General features: G+C 73.5%; 19 protein-coding genes and 1 pseudogene. 5 read left to right on the top strand and 15 right to left on the bottom strand.

Annotated features, from left to right (window positions below):
* The first annotated feature begins 7 nt into the window (after nt 1-7).
* Together AAH979_RS28740 and AAH979_RS28735 are read left to right on the top strand one after the other, a co-directional pair.
* Nucleotides 8-2,545 (top strand): glycoside hydrolase family 3 N-terminal domain-containing protein, encoded by a 2,538-nt coding sequence (locus AAH979_RS28740; protein ID WP_346261251.1) that lies wholly within the window; start codon nt 8-10, stop codon nt 2,543-2,545.
* A gap of 193 nt (nt 2,546-2,738) precedes the next feature.
* The gene (locus AAH979_RS28735; RefSeq protein ID WP_346261250.1) at nt 2,739-3,488 is read left to right on the top strand and encodes a DUF72 domain-containing protein; all 750 of its coding nucleotides are present in this window, start codon (nt 2,739-2,741) and stop codon (nt 3,486-3,488) included.
* 63 nt (nt 3,489-3,551) lie between these two features.
* Here the strand turns inward: AAH979_RS28735 and AAH979_RS28730 are convergent, their stop codons facing one another.
* The 6 genes from AAH979_RS28730 to AAH979_RS28705 form a co-directional block, all read right to left on the bottom strand.
* Entirely contained in the window at nt 3,552-3,980 is a 429-nt protein-coding gene (locus tag AAH979_RS28730; RefSeq protein WP_346261249.1) for a DUF2267 domain-containing protein, read from the bottom strand.
* Nucleotides 3,981-4,078: 98 nt separating this feature from the next.
* Entirely contained in the window at nt 4,079-4,948 is an 870-nt protein-coding gene (locus tag AAH979_RS28725; protein WP_346261248.1) for a DUF72 domain-containing protein, read from the bottom strand.
* A 97-nt stretch (nt 4,949-5,045) separates the two neighbouring features.
* A complete protein-coding gene (locus AAH979_RS28720) occupies nt 5,046-5,444 on the bottom strand; it encodes a TraR/DksA C4-type zinc finger protein (RefSeq protein WP_346261247.1) in 399 nt (132 codons plus the stop codon).
* A gap of 156 nt (nt 5,445-5,600) precedes the next feature.
* Entirely contained in the window at nt 5,601-6,239 is a 639-nt protein-coding gene (locus tag AAH979_RS28715) for a uridine kinase (protein ID WP_346261246.1), read from the bottom strand.
* A gap of 133 nt (nt 6,240-6,372) precedes the next feature.
* On the bottom strand, nt 6,373-7,194 hold the full coding sequence (locus AAH979_RS28710) for an ABC transporter permease subunit (RefSeq protein WP_346261245.1): 822 nt from the start codon (nt 7,192-7,194) through the stop codon (nt 6,373-6,375).
* Between the two features lie 5 nt (nt 7,195-7,199).
* Complete coding sequence (locus tag AAH979_RS28705) at nt 7,200-8,222, bottom strand: ATP-binding cassette domain-containing protein (RefSeq protein ID WP_346261244.1); 1,023 nt, start codon at nt 8,220-8,222, stop codon at nt 7,200-7,202.
* Nucleotides 8,223-8,381: 159 nt separating this feature from the next.
* Here AAH979_RS28705 and AAH979_RS28700 point away from each other — a divergent pair, with 159 nt between their 5' ends.
* Entirely contained in the window at nt 8,382-9,713 is a 1,332-nt protein-coding gene (locus AAH979_RS28700) for a histidine kinase (RefSeq protein WP_346261243.1), read from the top strand.
* 1 nt (nt 9,714) lies between these two features.
* Complete coding sequence (locus tag AAH979_RS28695; protein WP_346261242.1) at nt 9,715-10,371, top strand: response regulator transcription factor; 657 nt, start codon at nt 9,715-9,717, stop codon at nt 10,369-10,371.
* A gap of 39 nt (nt 10,372-10,410) precedes the next feature.
* On the opposite strand, the gene AAH979_RS28690 is transcribed toward AAH979_RS28695, so the two are convergent.
* Entirely contained in the window at nt 10,411-11,034 is a 624-nt protein-coding gene (locus tag AAH979_RS28690) for a winged helix-turn-helix domain-containing protein (protein WP_346261241.1), read from the bottom strand.
* A 193-nt stretch (nt 11,035-11,227) separates the two neighbouring features.
* On the opposite strand from AAH979_RS28690, the gene AAH979_RS28685 reads away from it, so the two are divergent.
* Nucleotides 11,228-12,151, top strand: a complete 924-nt coding sequence (locus AAH979_RS28685) for an AEC family transporter (protein ID WP_346261240.1) — start codon at nt 11,228-11,230, stop codon at nt 12,149-12,151.
* Nucleotides 12,152-12,248: 97 nt separating this feature from the next.
* On the opposite strand, the pseudogene AAH979_RS28680 reads toward AAH979_RS28685, so the two are convergent.
* The 8 genes and pseudogenes from AAH979_RS28680 to AAH979_RS28645 all read right to left on the bottom strand — a co-directional run.
* Nucleotides 12,249-12,524 (bottom strand): annotated as a pseudogene (locus tag AAH979_RS28680) (winged helix-turn-helix domain-containing protein); the annotation flags it as partial.
* A gap of 628 nt (nt 12,525-13,152) precedes the next feature.
* Nucleotides 13,153-13,584: a rhodanese-like domain-containing protein gene (locus tag AAH979_RS28675; protein WP_346261306.1), complete on the bottom strand. Its 432-nt coding sequence runs from the start codon at nt 13,582-13,584 to the stop codon at nt 13,153-13,155.
* A 127-nt stretch (nt 13,585-13,711) separates the two neighbouring features.
* A complete protein-coding gene (locus AAH979_RS28670; RefSeq protein WP_346261239.1) occupies nt 13,712-14,191 on the bottom strand; it encodes a cysteine dioxygenase family protein in 480 nt (159 codons plus the stop codon).
* Between the two features lie 156 nt (nt 14,192-14,347).
* Complete coding sequence (locus AAH979_RS28665) at nt 14,348-15,520, bottom strand: ABC transporter substrate-binding protein (protein ID WP_346261238.1); 1,173 nt, start codon at nt 15,518-15,520, stop codon at nt 14,348-14,350.
* Between the two features lie 87 nt (nt 15,521-15,607).
* Nucleotides 15,608-16,387 carry an ABC transporter permease subunit gene (locus tag AAH979_RS28660; RefSeq protein ID WP_346261237.1) on the bottom strand — a complete coding sequence of 260 codons (780 nt, stop codon included), beginning with the start codon at nt 16,385-16,387 and terminating at the stop codon, nt 15,608-15,610.
* A complete protein-coding gene (locus AAH979_RS28655) occupies nt 16,384-17,382 on the bottom strand; it encodes an ABC transporter ATP-binding protein (RefSeq protein WP_346261305.1) in 999 nt (332 codons plus the stop codon). The genes AAH979_RS28660 and AAH979_RS28655 overlap by 4 nt, the downstream gene beginning before the upstream one ends.
* 5 nt (nt 17,383-17,387) lie before the next feature.
* The gene (locus AAH979_RS28650) at nt 17,388-18,269 is read right to left on the bottom strand and encodes an ABC transporter permease subunit (RefSeq protein WP_346261236.1); all 882 of its coding nucleotides are present in this window, start codon (nt 18,267-18,269) and stop codon (nt 17,388-17,390) included.
* A gap of 7 nt (nt 18,270-18,276) precedes the next feature.
* Nucleotides 18,277-19,338, bottom strand: a complete 1,062-nt coding sequence (locus AAH979_RS28645; RefSeq protein ID WP_346261235.1) for a TIGR03842 family LLM class F420-dependent oxidoreductase — start codon at nt 19,336-19,338, stop codon at nt 18,277-18,279.
* Between the last annotated feature and the right edge of the window lie 6 nt (nt 19,339-19,344).

Below are 19,344 nucleotides of genomic sequence, written 5' to 3'. Positions count from 1 at the left end.
GCTGCCCGTGAGCAGCAACCGCAACGCCGCCGACACCAGTCGGACAACCACCGACGTCGAGCGGCTTGAGGTCACGGGGGTGCACGATGGGCATCCGCACGACGGACAGCTCACCGCTACCACAACCGTCCCGGCGGACGCAGCACCCAGCGACAGCCCCGCTCCCGACGCCCCGCCCCGCTGGCAGGACCCGCGGCTGCCCGTCGCACAGCGGGTCGACGACCTGGTCGCCCGACTCTCGCTCGAGGAAAAGATAGCGCAGCTCTACGGCGTCTGGGTGGGTGGCGACGCCACCGGTGAGGACCTGGCGCCGCACCAGCACGAGATGGCCAGCGAGGCCCCCGACTGGCGCGGACTGATCAGCGCCGGCCTGGGCCAGATCACCCGGGCGTTCGGCACCGCGCCCGTCGACCCCGCCCTCGGCGCCCGGGCACTGGCCCGGATGCAGGAGGAGATCGTCGCCGCCAACCGGTTCGGCATCCCGGCGATCGCGCACGAGGAGTGCCTGACCGGCATCATGACCTGGAAGGCGACCGTCTATCCCACCCCGCTGGCCTGGGGCGCGACCTTCGACCCGGAGCTGGTCGAGCGGATGGCCGGGCAGATCGGCTCGGCGATGCGGATGCTCGGCGTGCACCAGGGGTTGGCCCCGGTGCTCGACGTGATCCGGGACCTGCGCTGGGGGCGCTGCGAGGAGTCGATCGGCGAGGACCCCTACCTGGTCGCCACCGTCGCCACCGCGTACGTCCGGGGCCTGGAGTCCGCCGGCGTGGTCGCCACCCTGAAGCACCTCGTCGGATACTCGGCCTCCCGGGCGGGCCGCAACCACGGGCCGGTCGGCGCCGGCCCCCGGGAGCTGGCCGACGTGCTCCTCCCGCCCTTCGAGATGGCCTTGCGGGACGGCGGCGCCAGATCGGTGATGCACGCCTACAACGAGATCGACGGCGTCCCGCCGGCCGCCGACCCGGAACTGCTCACCCGGCTGCTCCGGGACGACTGGGACTTCACCGGCACCGTCGTTTCCGACTACTTCGGAATCAGCTTCCTGCAACGGCTGCACAACGTCGCGGCCGACCTGGGCGAGGCGGCGGCACTGGCGCTGGCCGCCGGGGTGGACGTCGAGTTGCCGTCGGCGCACTGCTACGGCAGCCCGCTGATCGACGCGGTCCGCGCCGGCACCGTACCGGAGGGCCTGATCGACCGGGCGGTGACCCGGGTCCTGCGGCAGAAGTGCGAACTCGGCCTGCTCGACGCCGAGTGGTCGACGGTGCCGCCGGCACTCGCCGCGATCGCCGAACGGAGCAACGGCGACGCGCCGGGCATCGTCGAGGGCTCCGTCGACCTCGACCCGCCGGCCAGCCGGGCGCTGGCCCGGGAACTCGCCGAGGAGTCGGTGGTGCTGCTGGCGAACTCCGGGGCGTTGCCGCTACGCCCGGAGAGCCGGATCGCCATGGTCGGGCCACTCGCCGACGACGTCGCCGGGATGCTGGGCTGCTACACCTTCCCCGGCCACGTCGGCAGCCAGCATCCGGAGCTGCCGGACGGAGTCGAGATCCGGACGCTGCTCGCCGCGCTCCGGGCCGAGCTGCCGGAGACCCCCATCAAGTACGCGCCCGGCGGCACCGTCGACGGCCCGGCCGAGGCCGAGGCGATCAGTGCGGCCGTGGCGATGGCCACCGAGGCGGACGTCTGCGTGGCGGTACTCGGCGACCGGGCCGGACTCTTCGGCAGAGGTACCTCCGGCGAGGGCTGCGACACCGACGACCTGCGGCTGCCCGGCGCCCAGGCGGAGCTGCTGGCAGCGCTGCTGGACACCGGAACCCCGGTGGTGCTGGTGCTGCTCGCCGGCCGCCCGTACGCACTCGGCGACTCGGTCGACCGGCTCGCCGCCGTGGTGCAGGCGTTCTTCCCCGGCGAGGAGGGCGGGCCGGCGGTGGCGCGGGTGCTCAGCGGGGCGGTGTGCCCGTCCGGCCGGCTGCCGGTCGGAATGCCGCGCAACCCGGGCGGCCAGCCGAGCAGCTACCTCAACCCGGTGCTAGGCCAGAAGACCGAGGTCAGCAGCGTCGACCCGACCCCGCTCTTCCCGTTCGGCCACGGCCTGTCGTACACCAGGTTCAGCTGGCCGGAGGTGCGGGTGGAGGGTGCGGTGCCGGTCGCGGAACGGCCGGTGCAGGTGCCGACCGACGGTGCCGTCACCGTCTCGGTCTCGGTCCGCAACGACGGCGACCGGCACGGCACCGAGGTGGTGCAGCTCTACCTGCACGATCCGGTGGCCCAGGTGACCCGCCCGGTGGTCCGGCTGATCGGCTATGCCCGGGTGCCGCTGGACCCGGGACAGACCCGGCAGGTGGACTTCCGGGTGCACGCCGACCTCTCCTCGTTCACCGGTCGACTCGGTCACCGGGTGGTCGAACCCGGTGACCTTGAGCTGCGGCTCTCCGCCTCCAGCGCCGACCACCGGCACACCGTCCCGGTCCGGCTGACCGGCCCCGAGCGGCGGGTGGACCACCGCCGACAGCTCATCGCCGAGGTGACGCTGCACTGAGCCTCTTCAACCTCCCCTCGCGGTCCGCGTGGCCGAAGGCGGAAGTCGGGGCGCCCGCGCCGCGCTGTCCAGGTTGAAGGTTCAGTGACCAGCCGCCCGGCGCCCCGATGGTCGGCGGTTGGGGCGCCGGGCCCGGTCGGCCTGACGGTCGCCCGACGGGTGCCCGGCCGGTCGAGCGGGCATACTGACCGGGGTGATCCTCGTCGGCACCTCGGGGTGGCAGTACCGCGACTGGCGGGACCGGTTCTATCCGACCGGCCTGCCGCAGCGACGCTGGCTCGAGCACTACGCCGAACGGTTCGGCACGGTCGAGGTGAACAACGCCTTTTACCGGCTGCCCGAACGGGACGTCTTCGCCGGCTGGCGCGCCCGTACCCCGGACGACTTCTGCGTCGCGGTGAAGATGAGCCGCTACCTGACGCACATCAAGCGGCTGCGGGAGCCGGCCGAACCCGTCACCCGGTTCCTCGACCGGGCCACCGCGCTCGGTGACCGGCTCGGTCCGGTGCTGCTGCAACTGCCGCCGAACCTTCCCGCCGACCTCTCCGCGCTGGCCGAGGTGCTGTCCCGGTTTCCGTCCGGCGTACGGGTCACCGTGGAGCCCCGGCATCCATCCTGGTGGACCGACCGGACCCGGCGGGTGCTGGAACGGTACGGCGCCGCGCTCTGCTGGGCGGACCGGGGCGGCCGGCCGGTGACGCCGCTGTGGCGTACCGCCGACTTCGGTTACCTGCGGCTGCACGAGGGCCGTGCCGAACCCCGCCCCCGGTACGGCCGGTCCGCGCTGCGCTCCTGGCTGGACCGGATCGCCGCGGCCTTCCCCGGCGACGAACCGGTCTTCGTCTTCTTCAACAACGACCCGGGCGGGGCCGCGATCGTCGACGCCGGTGCGCTGGCCGCACTCGCCCGCCGCCGGGGCGTACCGGTCAGCCGGACGCCGTGACACGTCCCGACCGACCGGCGGTCGCCCGCCCGGCACCGCCACCTGGGCAGGCGGTACGCCGGACTACGGCATGATCTTGACGAGATCCTTCGGCATGCTCGACTTGACGTCGTCCCACTCGCCGTCGGTGACGTGCCGCCGCAGCGCGTTCAGCACCGTGTTGACCACGGTCGCCGGGCCGCCCTCGACGTCGAACGGGAAGCCGGCGCGTACCTCGAAGAGGAACTCCTCCCGATTCAGCTTGATCGGGACGACGCTCGGGTCCCAGCCGTCGAAGTAGAGCCCGCGCACCAGCAACGGCAACTGGGCCGCGAAGTGCGCGCTCTCCTGCACCGGCAACCGGTCCCGCAGCAGGTGCAGTACGGTCCGCAGCGCCGCGTACGACTGGTTCCGGCGTTCCTTCGGCCACCCGTACGCCTGCTCGATGTCCTTGAGGATGAGGTTGGTCTTGTCTATCGATGTCTCGAAGGCCGAGTACGAATTGTTCGTCACGACTGATCCCCCGTCCCGTCTCGGCTACTGGCCACCCTTGCCATGCTCCCCGGGGTGCGGGTGAGCCCCGCTCACCCGGGGCGGGTGATTCCGGCTGGCTACGCCGACAGGAGGTCGCGGAGCTTCTCGGCGTTCGTCTGGGCGTAGTCGCGGTAGCAGTTGTTGAACAAGACGTGCGTCTCGGCGGTTTCGCCGGAGAGTTCGCGCAGCTTGGGCGCCCAGTCCGCCAGCTCCCGCTCGGAGTAGTGGTAGCCGAACTTCTGGTAGATGTCCTTGCTGGTCCACTTGTCGCTGTGCCCGTGGAACCGGACCACCGCCAGGTCGGCGGTGGCGGCCAGCACCGGCGGCACCGACGAACGGTGGCCCTGCGGCATGTCGACCGAGACGTACGCCAGCTCGTGCTTGCGGAGGAACTCCAGCGTCTCCTCCCGGTTGCCGTCGGCGAACCAGGAGGCGTGCCGGAACTCGAAGACCGGCCGCAGCGGGCCGCAGCGCCGCCGCACCTCCAGCAGGTACTGCTTGTTGTCCCGGCGGATGGTGAACCACGGCGGGAACTGGAACAGCAGCGCGCCGAGTTTGCCCGCCTCGGCCAGCGGCTCCAGCGCGGAGAGGAAGCGCGTCCACACCTCCTCGTACGCCTGCGCCGGCAGGTCACCCGGGTAGACGTTCTTCTTCTCCGTCTCCGGCCGCAGGTCCTTGTAGAGCGCGGAAACCCGGGTCGGATGCCCGGTGAGCAGGCTGAACGCCTTCACGTTGAAGGTGAACCCGGCCGGGGTGCGCCCCACCCACAGTTCGGCGGTCCGCTCGGCGGGCGGCGAGTAGTAGGTGGCGTCGACCTCGACCAGCGGAAACCGCTCGGCGTAGTAGCCCAGCCGCCGTTCCGGAGTGTCCGCGCCCGCCGGATACCAGCCCGATTCCAGCAGCGTCCGATCGGTCCAGGAGGCCGTGCCGACCTTGATCTCACCCATGACTCCAGTTCACCCGCCCCGGCCTGGGCGGGCAAGCCGGGCGCGGTCGGAGCGGACGGGCCGGGCGCGGTCCACCTCCGTCGTCGGTCGGGTCCGGTCAGGCCGCCCGGCGTTCCCGGGACTGCTTGCAGGTGACGCAGGTGGTCGCGGAGGGGAAGATCTCCAGCCGTTCCACCGGGATCGAGTCGCCGCAACCCTCGCACCAGCCGTACGTCCCCTCGGCCAGCCGGCTGAGCGCGTGCTCGAACTGGGCCCGTCGGTCAAGGATGGTCCGCAGCAGCGACTGTGCGGTGTCCCGCTCGGCCGTCTTCGTGCCGCTGTCCGCCTGGTCGTCGCCGGCCGTGTCGCCGACCTCCACCAGTCGCAGCACCTGGCTCTGCGCCAACGCCTCGTCGTATTCGACGGTCAGCTCGTCGTAGCGGGCCTGCAGGGCACGGCGGATCTGGTCGCTGTCGGCCGCCGAGCGGCGAGTACCGATTGCCTCATTGACGAGCATGCGCTGCCTGCCTTTCCGTCGAAGGTACGGATCTGCGGTCCTGGACGGTATTGTCCGGGTCGCTCCGTCATGAGCAGCGCGATTACCCCACCGCCGTCGCCGGCAAACCGCCGATTTCCCGCCCCGCCGTCGGCCCTGGCCGGCCGTGCCGAGCGGTCAGCGGACGCTCTCCGACTCGACCAGCGCCGGGTGCCGGGGATCGTCCAACCGGACCACCACGTCGGCGAAGGACGCCGGCCCGACCTCCTCGGCGTACCGGACGAATGCCGGCAGGGTCCAGCGCTGCGCCGGGGGCGTACGCCGGGCCAGCGCACCGGGCGAGAGCACCAGGTGGACCGCCAGGTCGAACGGGAGGCCGCCGCCGAGCAGCAGCGGCCCGCTCACCAGTACCACGCCGCCGGGCGGCAGCGTGACGTAGTCCGCCCGGGTGGCCCGGTCGGTCTCGGCGTTCCACAGCGTCGGCAGGATCCGCCCCGAACCGGCCGGGCCGGCGGGGTCGAGCACCTCCCGGCGCATCCCGGCCTCGTCGAGCCAGCCTAGGTAGTACGCGTCCGGGTTGGTGCGGCCCTGCTCGTAGCGGAGCGACGCCGGCCGGAGGAAGTCCGCCGCGTCGACGCGTACCGCCGGGCGGCCCCGGACCCGCAGCGGGTCGACCAGCGCGGCGGCGAGCCGGCCCGGCTCGGCGGCCGGCGGCCCGTCGACCGCCACCCGCAGCCAGCCGCCGGCACGCTCGCCGGCCAGCCGGTCGGCCAACTCCTGCACCAGCAGTTCCGGGGTGATCGGGCGGACCCTCATCCGACCATCCTGCCCCGGCCCGGAGCGGCGCCGACCGCGCGGGGGCCGTGGTCGCGGCGGATCCGCCGGTGGTCGGGCGGCGGGACCGCCCGGGTGCGCGCCGGAGTAGCACGCCCGCCGGCCGGCGCCCCGGTCAGGCGTCGCGACGGCGCAGCACGAGGTAGCCGCCGAGCAGCGAGGCGGCGGTCCAGAGCACGAGGATGCCGATCCCGGTCCACGGTCCGTAGTCCCGGACCCACCGGCCCTCGTCCTGCGGCCCGGCGAGGTGCAGGATCACCCAACTGGTCTGGTCCGGCAGGTACTGGGTGACGGTACGCAGTCCGGGGATGTTGCCGAGCCCCTGCGAGCCGAGGAAGAAGACCGGCAGCAGTACCGCCAGTGCGCGTACCGGGCTGCGCAGCATCGCCGCCACCCCGAGCGCGAAGAGGCAGAGCAGGACCAGGTGCAGGCAGCCACCGATCACGGCGGTCACCGCGCCGTCCGCGCCGAGCCCGACGCCGTACCGGCCGAGCGCGGCCTGGGCGACGAAGAAGCCGACCAGCACGGTGGGTACCGCGACCGCGCTGGCCAGCAGCGCGGTGCCGAGCACCTTGCCGGCGTAGCAGCGGCCCCGGCGCGGTACCGCGACCAGGGTGGCCCGGATCGTGCCCGAGCTGTATTCGCTCGCCATCACCAGCACCCCGAACACCACCAGGGCGAGTTGGCCGAGCGTCAGGCCGTAGAAGGCGGGAAAGAGCGGGTCGAAGCCGGCTGTCCGTTCCGGTGGCCGCGACCCGAAGCTGAGCCCGGCCAGCAGGCTCATGCCGACGCCGACGACGAAGGTCGGCAGCAGGGTCCAGACCGTCGACCGGACGGTCCGGATCTTCGTCAGCTCGGCCCGCAGCACCGCACCGAGCCAGGGCTGGGCGGCCCGGTCCCGCGCCGGCCCGCCGGTCGGCACGCTGGTTTCCGTCACCGCACTCACCGCTCTCCCCCGTCCATCCGCCGGCCACCAGGCATCCGCCTACCACCGTCCACGTCCGGCCTGCCCTCCGCCCGCCGGTCCCCGGTCGCGCCCCGGTCGGCGTCCGCCGGCCGGTCGCCGCCGGCCCGGTAGGGCACCGCCGTCGCGGTGAGCCGCATGAACGCCTCCTCCAGGGAGGCCCGCTGCACGCCGACCTCGTGCACGGTCAGCCGGTTGGCCGCGACCAGCTCCCCGATCCGGGCGGCCTCGCTGTCGTACGCCAGCAGCGTCCCGTCCGGCTCCGCCTCGACCCGGATGCCGGCGGCCACCAGTACGCCCCGCAGCCGCTCCGGCTCCGGAGTCCGGATCCGTACCGCCGTGCCGGAGTTCGCCTCGACGAACTCGCGCATCCCGGTGTCGGCGAGCAGGCGGCCCTGCCCGATCACCACCAGGTGGTCCGCGGTCAGCGCCATCTCGCTCATCAGGTGGCTGGAGACGAAGACCGCCCGCCCCTCGGCGGCGAGCCCGCGCATCAACTCCCGGATCCACCGGATGCCCTCGGGGTCGAGCCCGTTGACCGGTTCGTCGAAGAGCAGCACCGGCGGGTCGCCGAGCAGCGCGGCGGCGATGCCGAGCCGCTGGACCATGCCGAGCGAGAAGCCGCCGACCCGCCGTCTCGCCACGCTCTGCAGACCGACCAGCGACAGCACCTCGGCGACCCGGGAGCGCGGGATCCGGTTGCTCTGCGCCAACCAGAGCAGATGGTGGTACGCCCGCCGTCCCGGATGCGCGGACCGGGCCTCCAGCAACGCGCCGACCGAGCGCAGCGGTGCGGCCTGCTCCGGGTAGCTCCGGCCGTCGATCAGCACCTGCCCGGCACTCGGGCGGTCGAGACCGAGCATCATCCGCATCGTCGTCGACTTGCCGGCGCCGTTCGGTCCGAGGAAGCCGGTCACCTGTCCGGGCCGGACGGTGAAGGAGATCCCGTCGACCGCGACGGTTCTGCCGTAGCGCTTGCTGAGATTGCACACGTCGATCACGCCCGCCACGCTAGGCAGTTCGGGTCGCCGGAACAGTCCTCGAAAGTCGTCGACCCCGGCCACCAATGTCGACGGGCCACGCCGGTCGGGTGCCGGGGTCGGCGGTGCCGGAGTCGGCGGCCGGTGCCGGTGGGTGACCGACGGACGTAACCTGCTGGCATGCGCCGACACCTGCTGCCCGTTGTCGTACTGCTGGCGGAGACCGCGTTGCTGCTGGCCGGAGCCCGGAACGGGGCGTCACCGTGGGACGTCGCCGGGCACGCCGGGCTGGTGGCGCTGGTCATCGCGGTACGCCACCGGGCTCCGGTCGCCGCGCTGATGGGCGCGCTGCTGCTCGTCGCGCTCTCCGACGGCGGGTACGTGCTGCTGCTCTGGGCCGCCTACCAGGCGGGGCGGGAGTCGCTGGACCGTACCCGGGCCGTCATGCTGGGCGGGGCGCTGACCGGCGCGCTCGCCGTACATCTGGTGAGCGCACCGGCGGACCCCCGGACGATCCCGAACCTGATCTCCACGTACCTGGTCTTCGCGGCGCTGCCGGTGCTGGTCGGCCGATACCTTGCCCAGCACGAGCGGCTCGTCTCCACCCTCGACCGGCACAACCGGCAGCTCCGGCGGGAACGGGAGCTGCTCGCCGAGCAGGAGCAGCTCCGGGAGCGGCTGCGGATCGCCCGGGACATGCACGACTCGCTCGGTCACCGGCTCAGCCTGGTCTCGGTGCAGGCCGCCGCGCTGGAGGTGGCGGAGCTGCCGCCGGTGCAGCGGCAGGCGGTGCGGCAGCTCGCGGGGGCCGCGCGCGGCGCCCTGGACGAGCTCTACGAGCTGGTCGGTGCGCTGCGCGGCGGGCATGGCACCGATCAGCGGTCGCCGGGCCCGGAGCGGATCGGCCCGCTGGTGGCGGAGTTCCGCGCGGCCGGGACGCCGGTGACCCTGCGCGAGGAGGGAACTCCGCGCCCGCTGAGGAGTGCGGCCGGGCGGGCGGCGTACCGGGTGGTCGAGGAGGGGCTGACGAACGCGCTCAAGCACGCCCCCGGCCAGCCGGTCACGGTACGGCTCCGGTGGGAGCCGGACGCGCTGCTGCTCACCCTGGACAACCCGCTGCCCGACCGCCCCGCGACGCCCACCGCCCCAGGACGCACCGCCCCAGGACGCACCGCCGACAGCGGCGGCGCCGTCGACGCCGGCACCGGCGGCGGTAAGGTCGACGGCCACCGGCCGGGGCTGGTCGGGCACGGGCTGGCCGGGTTGCGGGAACGTGCCGACCAGGCGGGCGGATTCGTGGCGTACCGGATCGTCGAGCCCGGCGATCCCGCCCATCCGGACGGCGGCGGGCGGTGCTGGCGACTCCTCGCGATGCTGCCCGCCGCGGAGCCGGGCGGGGAGAGCGCGGAGCCACCCGCTCCGGCCGGGATCCGTACCCTGGCCCTGGGGATCACCACCGCGGCCGTGATGTTCGTGGCGATGCCGGCGAGCATGCTGCTGGGAGTGCGGTGACGTGATCAGGGTGCTGCTCGCCGACGACGAGCCACTGATCAGGGCCGGCATCCGCACGGTGCTGGAATCGGCCGGCGACATCGAGGTGGTCGCTGAGGCGGCGGACGGCGGGGCGGCGGTCGACGCGGCGCTGCGGCACCGGGCCGACGTGGCGCTGCTCGACATCCGGATGCCGGTACTGGACGGGCTCGACGCGGTCGACGAACTCAACCGGCGGGTGCCCGGACTCCGGGTGGTGGTGCTGACCTCGTTCGGGGCGGAGCCGAACGTGCTGCGGGCGGTGCATGCCCGGGTGGCCGGGTTCGTGCTGAAGAACTGCACGCCGGAGGAGCTGATCCGCGCGGTACGGGCCGCACACGATGGAGACGCCTACCTCTCCCCCGCGGTGACCCGGCTGCTGCTCGGCATGGTCGCGCCGGAACCGGCGGGGCGCCGGCGGCAGGCGCGGGACCGGCTGGCGGTGCTGACCGCACGCGAGTCGGAGATCCTGTGCCTGGTCGCCGAGGGCCTGCCCAACGCGGAGGTGGGTCGGCGGCTGCGGATGAGCGAGATGACCATCAAGACCTACGTGAGCCGGATCCTGGCGAAACTGGACTGCACGAACCGGGTGCAGGCGGCCCTGCTGGCCCGCGACGCCGGACCTACCCCGTGGAGTTGACGACTCGCCCGGGGTAGGCCAGGGGTGACGGTCGACAGGTCAGGCGCTGCGGTCGATGGTCACCACCGCGTCGTCGGCCAGCCGGTAGCCGACCCCGTAGACGGTGGTGATCAACGGTACGTCGCCGACCTTGCCGCGCAGTCGCCGGATGTGCACGTCGACGGTGCGTACCCCGGTGTGCTCGTAGCCCCAGACCGCGGTGAGCAACTGGAGCCGGGTGAAGACCCGCCGGGGATGCGCGACCAGATGCATCAGCAGGTCGAACTCCAGCCGGGTGAGCGGCAGCGGCTCGCCGCCGAGCAGCACGGACCGGGACGCCGCGAGGATGTGCAGCTCCGACGCGCCGGTGGCGGTGGCGGTGACCGGCCGGGCCGGAGTGCGCGGCACGGCGGCGTCGGCGCGGCGCTCCGCCTGGCCAGCGAACCCACCGGTGATCGTCGCCTCGCCCTGTTCCACCAGCTCGCGGGCGGCTTCGAGCAGCCGACGGGCCGGTGCCGTCAGGACCTCCTCGTTGCCGACGAGCGGGATGGATAGCGTCACCGTCAGCGTCGGCGTCGGTGCGGTCGACCCGGCGGGCCGGCGGGACGCTCCGGGCGGTCGACCGGGGCCGACCGGCTGGGCGCTGTGCCACCCGGTACGCGACGAGGCGGGGCTGACCGACATGGTCCTCCTTGGCTGCAACGGGTGTTCCCCCACGGCCCGAACCGCCGCTGCCTCGATGCTTCCGGCCACCGGGGCGAGGGTCAAGGGGACACGACGATGCATGAATGTGACAATCGACAAACTCACCGGAATCACTTGCTCGCTCTTAGTACCAGATCACGCCGCGCCCCGCACACCCGGCAGGATGGTCAACATGCGGGGTGTGGTGACAGGGTTCGCGGTGATCTGGTCGGTCACCCTGGTCGGCTACCTCGTCGGCCGGCACGACCTGCTCGGCCCGCACGGCACCGCGGTGATCGCCCGGCTGGTCTTCCTGATCGCCACGCCCGCGCTGCTCTTCGGCACCCTGGCCCGGTCCACAGTGGCCGATCTGTTCACCCCGGCGCTGGCCGCGTTCGTGCTGAGCACCCTGATCGTAGCGGCGGCCTATCTCCTCGTCGCGCGCTTCGGCTGGCGCCGCCCGGTCGGCGAGTCGACCGTCGGGGCAATGTCCGCGTCGTACGTCAACGCGGCCAACCTCGGGCTGCCGGTCGCCGCGTACGTGCTGGGCGACGTCTCCTTCGTCGCCCCGGTGCTGATCTTCCAGGTGCTGGTGGCGGCCCCCCTGGCACTCGGGGTGCTGGACGCCACCACCACCGACCGGGGCCTGTCCGTACGCCGGTTGGCGCTACTGCCGGCCCGAAACCCGATCATGCTGGGTTCGGCCGGCGGGTTGCTGGTCTCGGTCTCCGGCTGGCAGCCACCGGCCGAACTGCTGCGCCCGTTCGACCTGGTCGGTTCGGCCGCCGTCCCGCTGGCCCTGATCGCGCTCGGCATGTCGCTGCCCGGAAGTCGCCCCCTGGCGGTCGGCCCCGGCGCCGCGCAGCGGTACGTCGCGGTGACCCTCAAGATCGTCGTGCAACCCGTGGTGGCGTACCTGATCGCCCGGTACGCGCTGGGCCTGACCGGGCCGGCCCTACTGGCCGCCGTGGTCACCTCGGCCCTGCCGACCGCGCAGAACGTCTTCGTCTTCGCCACCCACTACCGGCAGGCCCAGTCGCACGCCCGGGACGTCGTGGTGCTCTCTACCATCGCCGCCGCCGTCTCACTCGCCGCGATCGCCGCCCTGCTGGGCTGACCGCAGCCGCCCTGACCGCCGGACCGCAGCCGCCCTGACCGCCGGACCGGAGCCGGCGCTTCCGGACTCCACCGCTCCCAGCCCCGCACCCCGTCGGTCAGGCACCGTCGTCGATCCGTACCGGGGCGTCGTCGGCGAGCCGGTAGCCGACCCCGTGCACGGTGGTCACCAGCGGCACCGACCGGGCCACCTTGGCCCGCAGCCGGCGTACGTGCACGTCGACGGTGCGGGCGACGGCGTGCTCGTACCCCCAGACGTTGCTGAGCAACTGCAACCGGGTGAACACCCGGCGAGGGTTGCGGGCGAGGAAGACCAGGAGGTCGAACTCCAGCCGGGTGAACGGGACGGGTCGCCCGCCCTGGAGCACCACCCGGGGCCCGGTGAGCACCCGCAGCGCCCCGGTACCGGCGCCGCCCGGACCGGTCGCCGACCCGGCGGCGCCGCCCGGACCGGTCGTCCCGGCCCCGGAGTCCGCCGCGTGGGCCGACTCGGCGACCCCGGAGGCCGGATCGACGACACCGGCCAGGACCGGCTCCGGCAGGCCCGGCAGGCCCGGCAGGCCCGATCCAGCGACGCCGGGCAGCACCGACCCGGCGAGATCGGGCAACGCTGACCCGGCGACACCGGGCAGCACCGAGGTGGCACCGTCGGCCAGCAGCGAGTCCGGCAGGTCAGGCAGCACCGGGTCTGGCAGGCCGGGATCGGTGCCGGCCCGGCCCGGCAGGTGGGTCTCGGTCGCCACGTCGGCGCCCTGGTCGCGCAGTTCCCGGACCAGTCCCAGCAGCAGGGCCAGCTCCGGGGTGACCCGCCCGCCGACCAGCGGGAGGTCGACGGTGACCCGGATGACCGGCGCGGTCTCGGCAGCCGGCGACCGGCGCCGGGCCGAGGCGGCCCGGCCCGGTCCGGCCGGTGACGGCGTACGCGGGTGGATGGCGACGACCGACATGGGAACTCCTTCGTGGGACGTTGGTCCGGTCCGCCCGCGTGCGGTGGCGCGCGGGTCAGGTGAGCGCCCGCCGGGGGATCACCGGCAGGGCGAGATCGGGTTGGGCGTAGACGTCGGTCGGCCCGAAGGCGGGCAGCCCGAGCCCGCGCCAGGCGACGAATCCGCCGACGATGTCGGTGGCCCGGTGCAGGCCGAGATCCTGGAGCGCGGCGGCGGCCAGTGACGACGTGTAGCCCTCCTGGCAGAAGACGATGACCGGCAGGTCGTACCGGTCGGCGAGCGGGAGCCGGGCGGAGCTGCGCGGGTCGAACCGCCACTCGAGGACGTTCCGCTCCACCACCAGCGCGCCGGGGACCGATCCGGTGGCGGCCCGCTGGGCGGCCGGGCGGATGTCCACCAGCACCGCACCGGCGCGGGCGGCGAGATGCCCCGCCTCCGGTTCCAGGCGGCGCAGCCGCGCCCGGGCGGCGGCGAGGATCTCGTCGATACTCCGCGAACCGGCCGGGGCCTGCGCTCGACGACAGCCGTCGACCGGCTCCCGGAGGTTGGTCAGGTTCACCGTGCTGTCCTTCCGTCGTGTCGGGCCCCGAACCCGCACCGGATGCCGCACCCGGTCACCAGGCGACTCCCGCCTCGGCGACGTCCGCGACCCGCAGCCGCCCGCCGTCGAGCCGGTAGCGGGTCATGCTGCGCAGCGCGGGACGGTAGACGTGCACGCTCACCGCGGGTCGGTCGCCGTTGTTGGCCACCCGGTGCACGTGCCGGGCACCAAACCGGCGGCCGGTGCCGGTGCCGAGCTGGCGGGGGCGGAGCCGGCCGCGCGCCACGGTCTCCTCGACCAGCGTTCCGGCGGCGACCAGGAAGGCGCCGGCGGATCCGCCATGGTCGTGCAGGTCCGTGTGCTGGCCGGGCAGCCAGGTGAGCAGCCACACCTCGTGGTCGGTGGCGCTGGCCAGGCGGTGGTACCAGCGCGCGACCGGATCGAAGCGCAGCGGCACCGGCCAGCCGGCCGGGCCGGCCGCGTCCGCCGCGTACCGGCGGGCGACGGCCAGCGGGTCCGGCCCGGTCAACGGGTTCGAAGAAATGGAGATCATTTTCGGTCCTCTGGGCACGTGTTCGACTACCGGTGAGAGTAGCCCATAAAACCTATCTGCTTAGTAGGTTTTACCACAAGCCCCGATCGGCACCCGGAGTGCCCCGCCCGGTGGACCACCGACCGGAGAAGCCACCCCGAGCGCCGAGGTGTCCGCTCAGGCGCCGCCCTCGTTCAGGGTGACCGTGATCGGCTCGTACCCGGTGCCGGTCACGTCGAGGCCGGCCGCCCGGAGGTGGTCCAGCGCCGCCCGGACGTGGTCGTTGGTGTACGCGGTCGGCTCCGCCCGCTTGGACAGCACCGTCTTGCCGTCCTGGTTGCGGGTGGTCAGCGCCAGGTCGACGGTGGCGTTCCAGGCCGCCTCGTCGACCACCCCGATCCCGCCCGGCGACGGCCAGACCAGCTTGTTGACCTCGTTCGCCTGCCACAGTTGGTGACTGGCACCCAGTTTGGAGCCCCGCTTCACCACCAGGTCACGGCAGTGCGGCACGTTGTCCCGGCAGTAGATCCACCCCTTCAGGGTGCCGGCCAGGAACTTCGTCGCGGTTTCCTGGTACGCCTTGTCGTTCGACAGCCGCTCGCTGCTGGCCCAGACCGCGTCCTGGAGCATCGCCGTGCCGACCGTGTTCCAGTCGAGCACGGTGAACGCCTCCGGCCGGTAGAGCTGGCCGGTCCTCGGGTCCTTCGCCTCCAGCAGTTGGGCGTACTCGTTGTAGCTCATCGCCTGGGCGGCGTCGATGTCGCCGCGCAGCAGCGCCTGCATGTCGAACTGCTGCTGCACCAGCGTGACGTCCCGGCCCGGGTCGAGCCCGGCCCTGGTCATCGCGGCGAAGAGTTCGAACTCGTTGCCGAACCCCCAGTTGCCGACCTTCTTGCCCCGCAGGTCGGCGGGCGAGGCGATCTTCTTGTCGGCGAAGCTGACCTGGTAGGTCCCGGACCGCTGGAAGATCTGCGCGATCTGGGTGATCCCGGCGCCCTGCTCCCGGGAGGCGAGCGCCTTCGGCACCCAGGCCACCGCGAAGTCGGCCTGCCCCTGGGCCAGCACGGTCTGCGGCACGATGTCGACGCCGCCCTCCAGGATCTGCACGTCCAGGCCCTGCTCGGCGTAGAAGCCCTGGTCGGCGGCGGCGATGAAGCCGGCGAACTGGGCCTGGACGAACCACTGCAACTGCAGGCGGACCTTGGTGGTCCCGCCCGCCCCGGTGCGCGGGGTGCCGGCGGTGTCCGCCGTGCCGCAGCCGGTCAACAGGGCGACGGTCAGTATTCCGGCGACGAGGCCGCGGCCGAGGTGGCCGCCGAAACCCGGAAGCAGACGTGCCGATGTTCGCATCGTTCCTCCAGCGGTGAACTCCGTTCGGAGCCGGTCGGCCCCGGGGTCGGGCTGCGCCGGGCGGGCGAGGGCCAGGCGGGTCGGGACTCAGCCCGGCCGCCGCGCGCGCCAGGGCATCGCGAGGCGTTCCAGGCCGAGGGCGGCGAGATAGAAGACGAGACCGAGTACGCAGGCCCCGAGCACGAAGGCCCAGGCGCGCGGGTACGCGGTGTACGAGGCGGCCGAGGTGATCCGGGAACCGAGCCCGTCCTGCCGCCCGCCGAAGTACTCGGCCACCACGGCGGCGATCACCGAGAGCGAGGCGGCCTGCCGCAGTCCGGTGAAGACGAACGGCAGCGCCCTGGGCAGCCGGACCAGCCGGGTGAAAGCCCAACCACCGGCCGCGTAGCTGGCCATCAGCTCCCGGTGCACCGGATTGACCTCGGCCAGCCCGCGCAGCGTGTTGAGGAAGACCGGGAAGAAGACCACGATCGCCACCACCAGCCGGCGCGGGATGCTGCTGGTCGAGGAGAACATGTTGTTCAGGATCGGGGCCAGCGCGATGATCGGCAGCGCGTTCAGCGCCGCCGCGACCGGCAGCGACACCTCGGCCAGGAAGCCGAACCGGCTGGCCAGCATGGCGGCGCCGAGTGCGGCCAGCGCGCCCAGGAGCAGCCCGATCCCGGCGTTGCCGCCGCTGGCCAGTCCGACCTGCCAGATGGTGACCCGGTTGTCCCAGAACTCGACGCCGATCCGGGACGGCGCCGGCAGCAGGAACGGAGCCACCCGGCCGAGGGTGACCGTCAGCTCCCAGAGCACCAGCCCGAGTACCCCGAAGAGCAGCGGCGGCCAGGCGGACCGGACCAGCCTGGCGGCGCCGCCGGTCATGCCGGTGCTCCGGCGGCAGCAGGGTCCGCGCCCATCGGCGGGGCTGACCCTGGCGCTGGTGGGGCTGACCCCGGCGTGCCCCGCAGCGCCTGCCGGACCCGGGTGATGCCGGCGAAGAACGCCGCCGACTGCCGGGTCGCCTCGGTCCGCTCCCCCAGCTCCACCCCGACGATCTCGACGATCCGGCCGGGCCGGGCGGACATCACCACCACCCGGTCCGACAGGTAGACCGCCTCCGGGATCGAGTGGGTGACGAAGACCGTACTGGTGCCCTTGCGGGCGCAGATCCGCAGCAGTTCGTCCTGCAACCGTTCCCGGGTCATCTCGTCCAGCGCCCCGAACGGCTCGTCCATCAGCAGCAGCGGTGGGTCCACCGCGAGCGCGCGGGCGATCGCCACCCGCTGCTGCATGCCGCCGGAGAGCTGGTCCGGATAGTGTCCGGCGAAGTCGGCCAGCCCGACCAGTTCCAGCATCTCCCGCGCCTTGGCCTGCCGGTCCCGCCGGGACAGGCCGCGCAGCTCCAGCGGCAGCTCCACGTTGCGGGCCACCGTCCGCCAGTCCAGCAGCCCGGCCTGCTGGAACGCGATGCCGTAGGCCAGGTCCCGCCGGGCCTGCCGGGCCGACCGGTCCGCCACCCGTACCGTCCCGCCGGTCGGCGGCACCAGGTCGGCCACCAGCCGGAGCAGGGTGGACTTGCCGCAGCCGGACGGCCCGATCAGGCTGACGAACTCGCCCCGGCCGACCGTCAGGTCGACGCCGTCGAGCGCGGTGACCTCGTCCGGGCGGCCGGCGTTGAACACCTTCGTCACCCCGGCCAGCTCGACGGCCGGGCCGGATGCGACCGGCCGCCCGGCGCGACCGCCCGGGGTCGGGCCGCCGGTCGACGCCACCACCCGATCGGTCACCGCCTCGGCCCGCCGGTCGACCACCGCCTCGGTCTCGGCCCGGTCGGTCACCGCCTCGGGCGCCCGATCGGTCACCGCACCGGTCTCCATCTCCGTCACCGCGTCGAGGCCCTTCGTCGGGGGGACAACAGCAGTTCCGCGAGGCCGACCGCGCCGGCCACGACCAGCCCGAGCAGCGCCGCACCGAGCAGTGCGGTGTAGACCTTGGCCGGGTCGGTGGTCGCCTCCCGGGCGTACTCGACGACCAGCCGGCCGATGCCGCCCCGGGTACCGGTGGAGATCTCCCCGACCACCGCGCCGACCACCGCCGCCGCGCCGGCCAGCCGCAGCGCCGGGAAGAGGTAGGGTCGGGCCGCCGGCAGCCGCAGTTTCACCAGCGTGCGCCACCAGCCGGCCGCGTAGCTGCGCATCAGCTCCTCGGCGATCGGGGCCGGGGACTGGAGTCCGCGCAGCAGCCCCACCGCGATCGGGAAGAACGCCAGGTACGCCGCGATGGTCGCCACGGACATCCACGGCTGCCACGGGCGGGAACCGATGCTGAACTGCCCGCCCCAGCCGGCGATCACCGGGGCCAGCGCGATCAGTGGCACGGTCTGGGAGAGGACCACGTACGGCAGCAGGCCCCGCTCGGCGACCCGGAACCGCTGCATCAGCACCGCCAGTACGGCGCCGACCAGCACCGCCACGGCGAAGCCGGCCGCCACGGCGCGCAGGGTGAACGCGGCGGCCCGCAGCACCACCAGGCCGACCGGCTCGCCACCGGCCAGTTCGGGATCGGCGAACCGGCCGAGGATCTCGGCGACGTGCGGCATGGCCCCGTCGTCGGCCCGGGGCAGCAGCCGTACCCCGAACAGCGTCGTGCCGTCCGGATCGCCGACCGCCTTGTAACCCTCCCAGAGCAGTACGCCGAGCAGCGTCGCACCGAGCGTGCCGGCGACCACCCGGCCCCGGCCCCGCCAACCGCCACTCGCCGGCATGCCGCGCTCAGCCCGCCGTCGCCGGCACGTCGGGACCGGTCCGGGGTGCCGGTGCCCGCGGCGGCGCCCCGGCCAGCGCCGGGATCACCGACTCGCCGTACGCGGCCAGGGTGTGTTCCTTGTCGTCGTGCTGGAGATAGACGGCGAACTGGTCGACGCCGAGTTCCCGCAGCGCGGCCAGCTTCTCCAGGTGTGCCGAGACCGGCCCGAGCAGGCAGAACCGGTCGACGATCTCGTCCGGTACGAAGTCGGTGTGGGTGTTGCCGGCCCGGCCGTGCTCGGCGTAGTCGTAGCCGCGCCGCCCGGCGATGTAGTCGGTCAGCGCTCTCGGCACCGCACCCGAGCCGCCGGCGCCGTACCGGGCGACGATGTCGGCGACGTGGTTGCCGACCATCCCGCCGAACCACCGGCACTGGTCGCGCTGGTGCGCCAGGTCGGCACCGACATAGGCGGGTGCGGCGACGCAGAACGTGATCGCCGCCGGGTCCCGGCCGGCCCGTTCGGCGGCCCGCCGGACCGTGCCGATCATCCAGGCCGCGATGTCCGGGTCGGCGAGTTGCAGGATGTAGCCGTCGCCGACCTCGCCGGCCAGCGCCAGCGCCCGGGGCCCGTACGCGGCGATCCACATCTCCAGCGCCCCACCGGAGACCCACGGGAAGCGCACCTGCCGCCCCCGGTAGTCGGCGGTCCGGCCGTGCGCCAGCTCCCGGATCACCGTCACGCAGTCCCGCAGCTCCCCGATGGTGGTCGGCGGATAGCCGAGGGTACGCAGTGCCGAGTCGCCCCGGCCGATCCCGCAGACCGTACGGTTGCCGTACATCTCGTTGAGGGTGGCGAAGAGGGAGGCGGTGACGGTCCAGTCCCGGGTGCCCGGGTTGGTGACCATCGGGCCGACCGTCACCCGTTCGGTCTCGGCGAGGATCTGCGAGTAGATCACGAACGGCTCCTGCCAGAGCAGGTGCGAGTCGAACGTCCAGACGTGGCTGAAGCCGGCCGCCTCGGCCCGCTTCGCCAGCGCCACCACCTCGCGGGCCGGCGGGTCGCACTGGAAGACCACCCCGATGTCCATCAGCCG

Origin of the sequence: Plantactinospora sp. ZYX-F-223, assembly GCF_039649625.1 — a bacterium.
Taxonomy (GTDB): domain Bacteria; phylum Actinomycetota; class Actinomycetes; order Mycobacteriales; family Micromonosporaceae; genus Plantactinospora.
This window is presented reverse-complemented; position numbering and strand designations above follow the sequence as displayed.

Coding starts and splice junctions, on each gene's coding strand:
- AAH979_RS28725 (WP_346261248.1), bottom strand. CDS start 4,948: ATGGGTGAGATCAAGGTCGGCACGGCCTCCTGGACCGATCGGACGCTG.
- AAH979_RS28720 (WP_346261247.1), bottom strand. CDS start 5,444: ATGCTCGTCAATGAGGCAATCGGTACTCGCCGCTCGGCGGCCGACAGC.
- AAH979_RS28715 (WP_346261246.1), bottom strand. CDS start 6,239: ATGAGGGTCCGCCCGATCACCCCGGAACTGCTGGTGCAGGAGTTGGCC.
- AAH979_RS28700 (WP_346261243.1), top strand. CDS start 8,382: ATGCGCCGACACCTGCTGCCCGTTGTCGTACTGCTGGCGGAGACCGCG.
- AAH979_RS28690 (WP_346261241.1), bottom strand. CDS start 11,034: ATGTCGGTCAGCCCCGCCTCGTCGCGTACCGGGTGGCACAGCGCCCAG.
- AAH979_RS28685 (WP_346261240.1), top strand. CDS start 11,228: ATGCGGGGTGTGGTGACAGGGTTCGCGGTGATCTGGTCGGTCACCCTG.
- AAH979_RS28670 (WP_346261239.1), bottom strand. CDS start 14,191: ATGATCTCCATTTCTTCGAACCCGTTGACCGGGCCGGACCCGCTGGCC.
- AAH979_RS28665 (WP_346261238.1), bottom strand. CDS start 15,520: ATGCGAACATCGGCACGTCTGCTTCCGGGTTTCGGCGGCCACCTCGGC.
- AAH979_RS28660 (WP_346261237.1), bottom strand. CDS start 16,387: ATGACCGGCGGCGCCGCCAGGCTGGTCCGGTCCGCCTGGCCGCCGCTG.
- AAH979_RS28655 (WP_346261305.1), bottom strand. CDS start 17,382: ATGGAGACCGGTGCGGTGACCGATCGGGCGCCCGAGGCGGTGACCGAC.
- AAH979_RS28650 (WP_346261236.1), bottom strand. CDS start 18,269: ATGCCGGCGAGTGGCGGTTGGCGGGGCCGGGGCCGGGTGGTCGCCGGC.
- AAH979_RS28645 (WP_346261235.1), bottom strand. CDS start 19,338: ATGGACATCGGGGTGGTCTTCCAGTGCGACCCGCCGGCCCGCGAGGTG.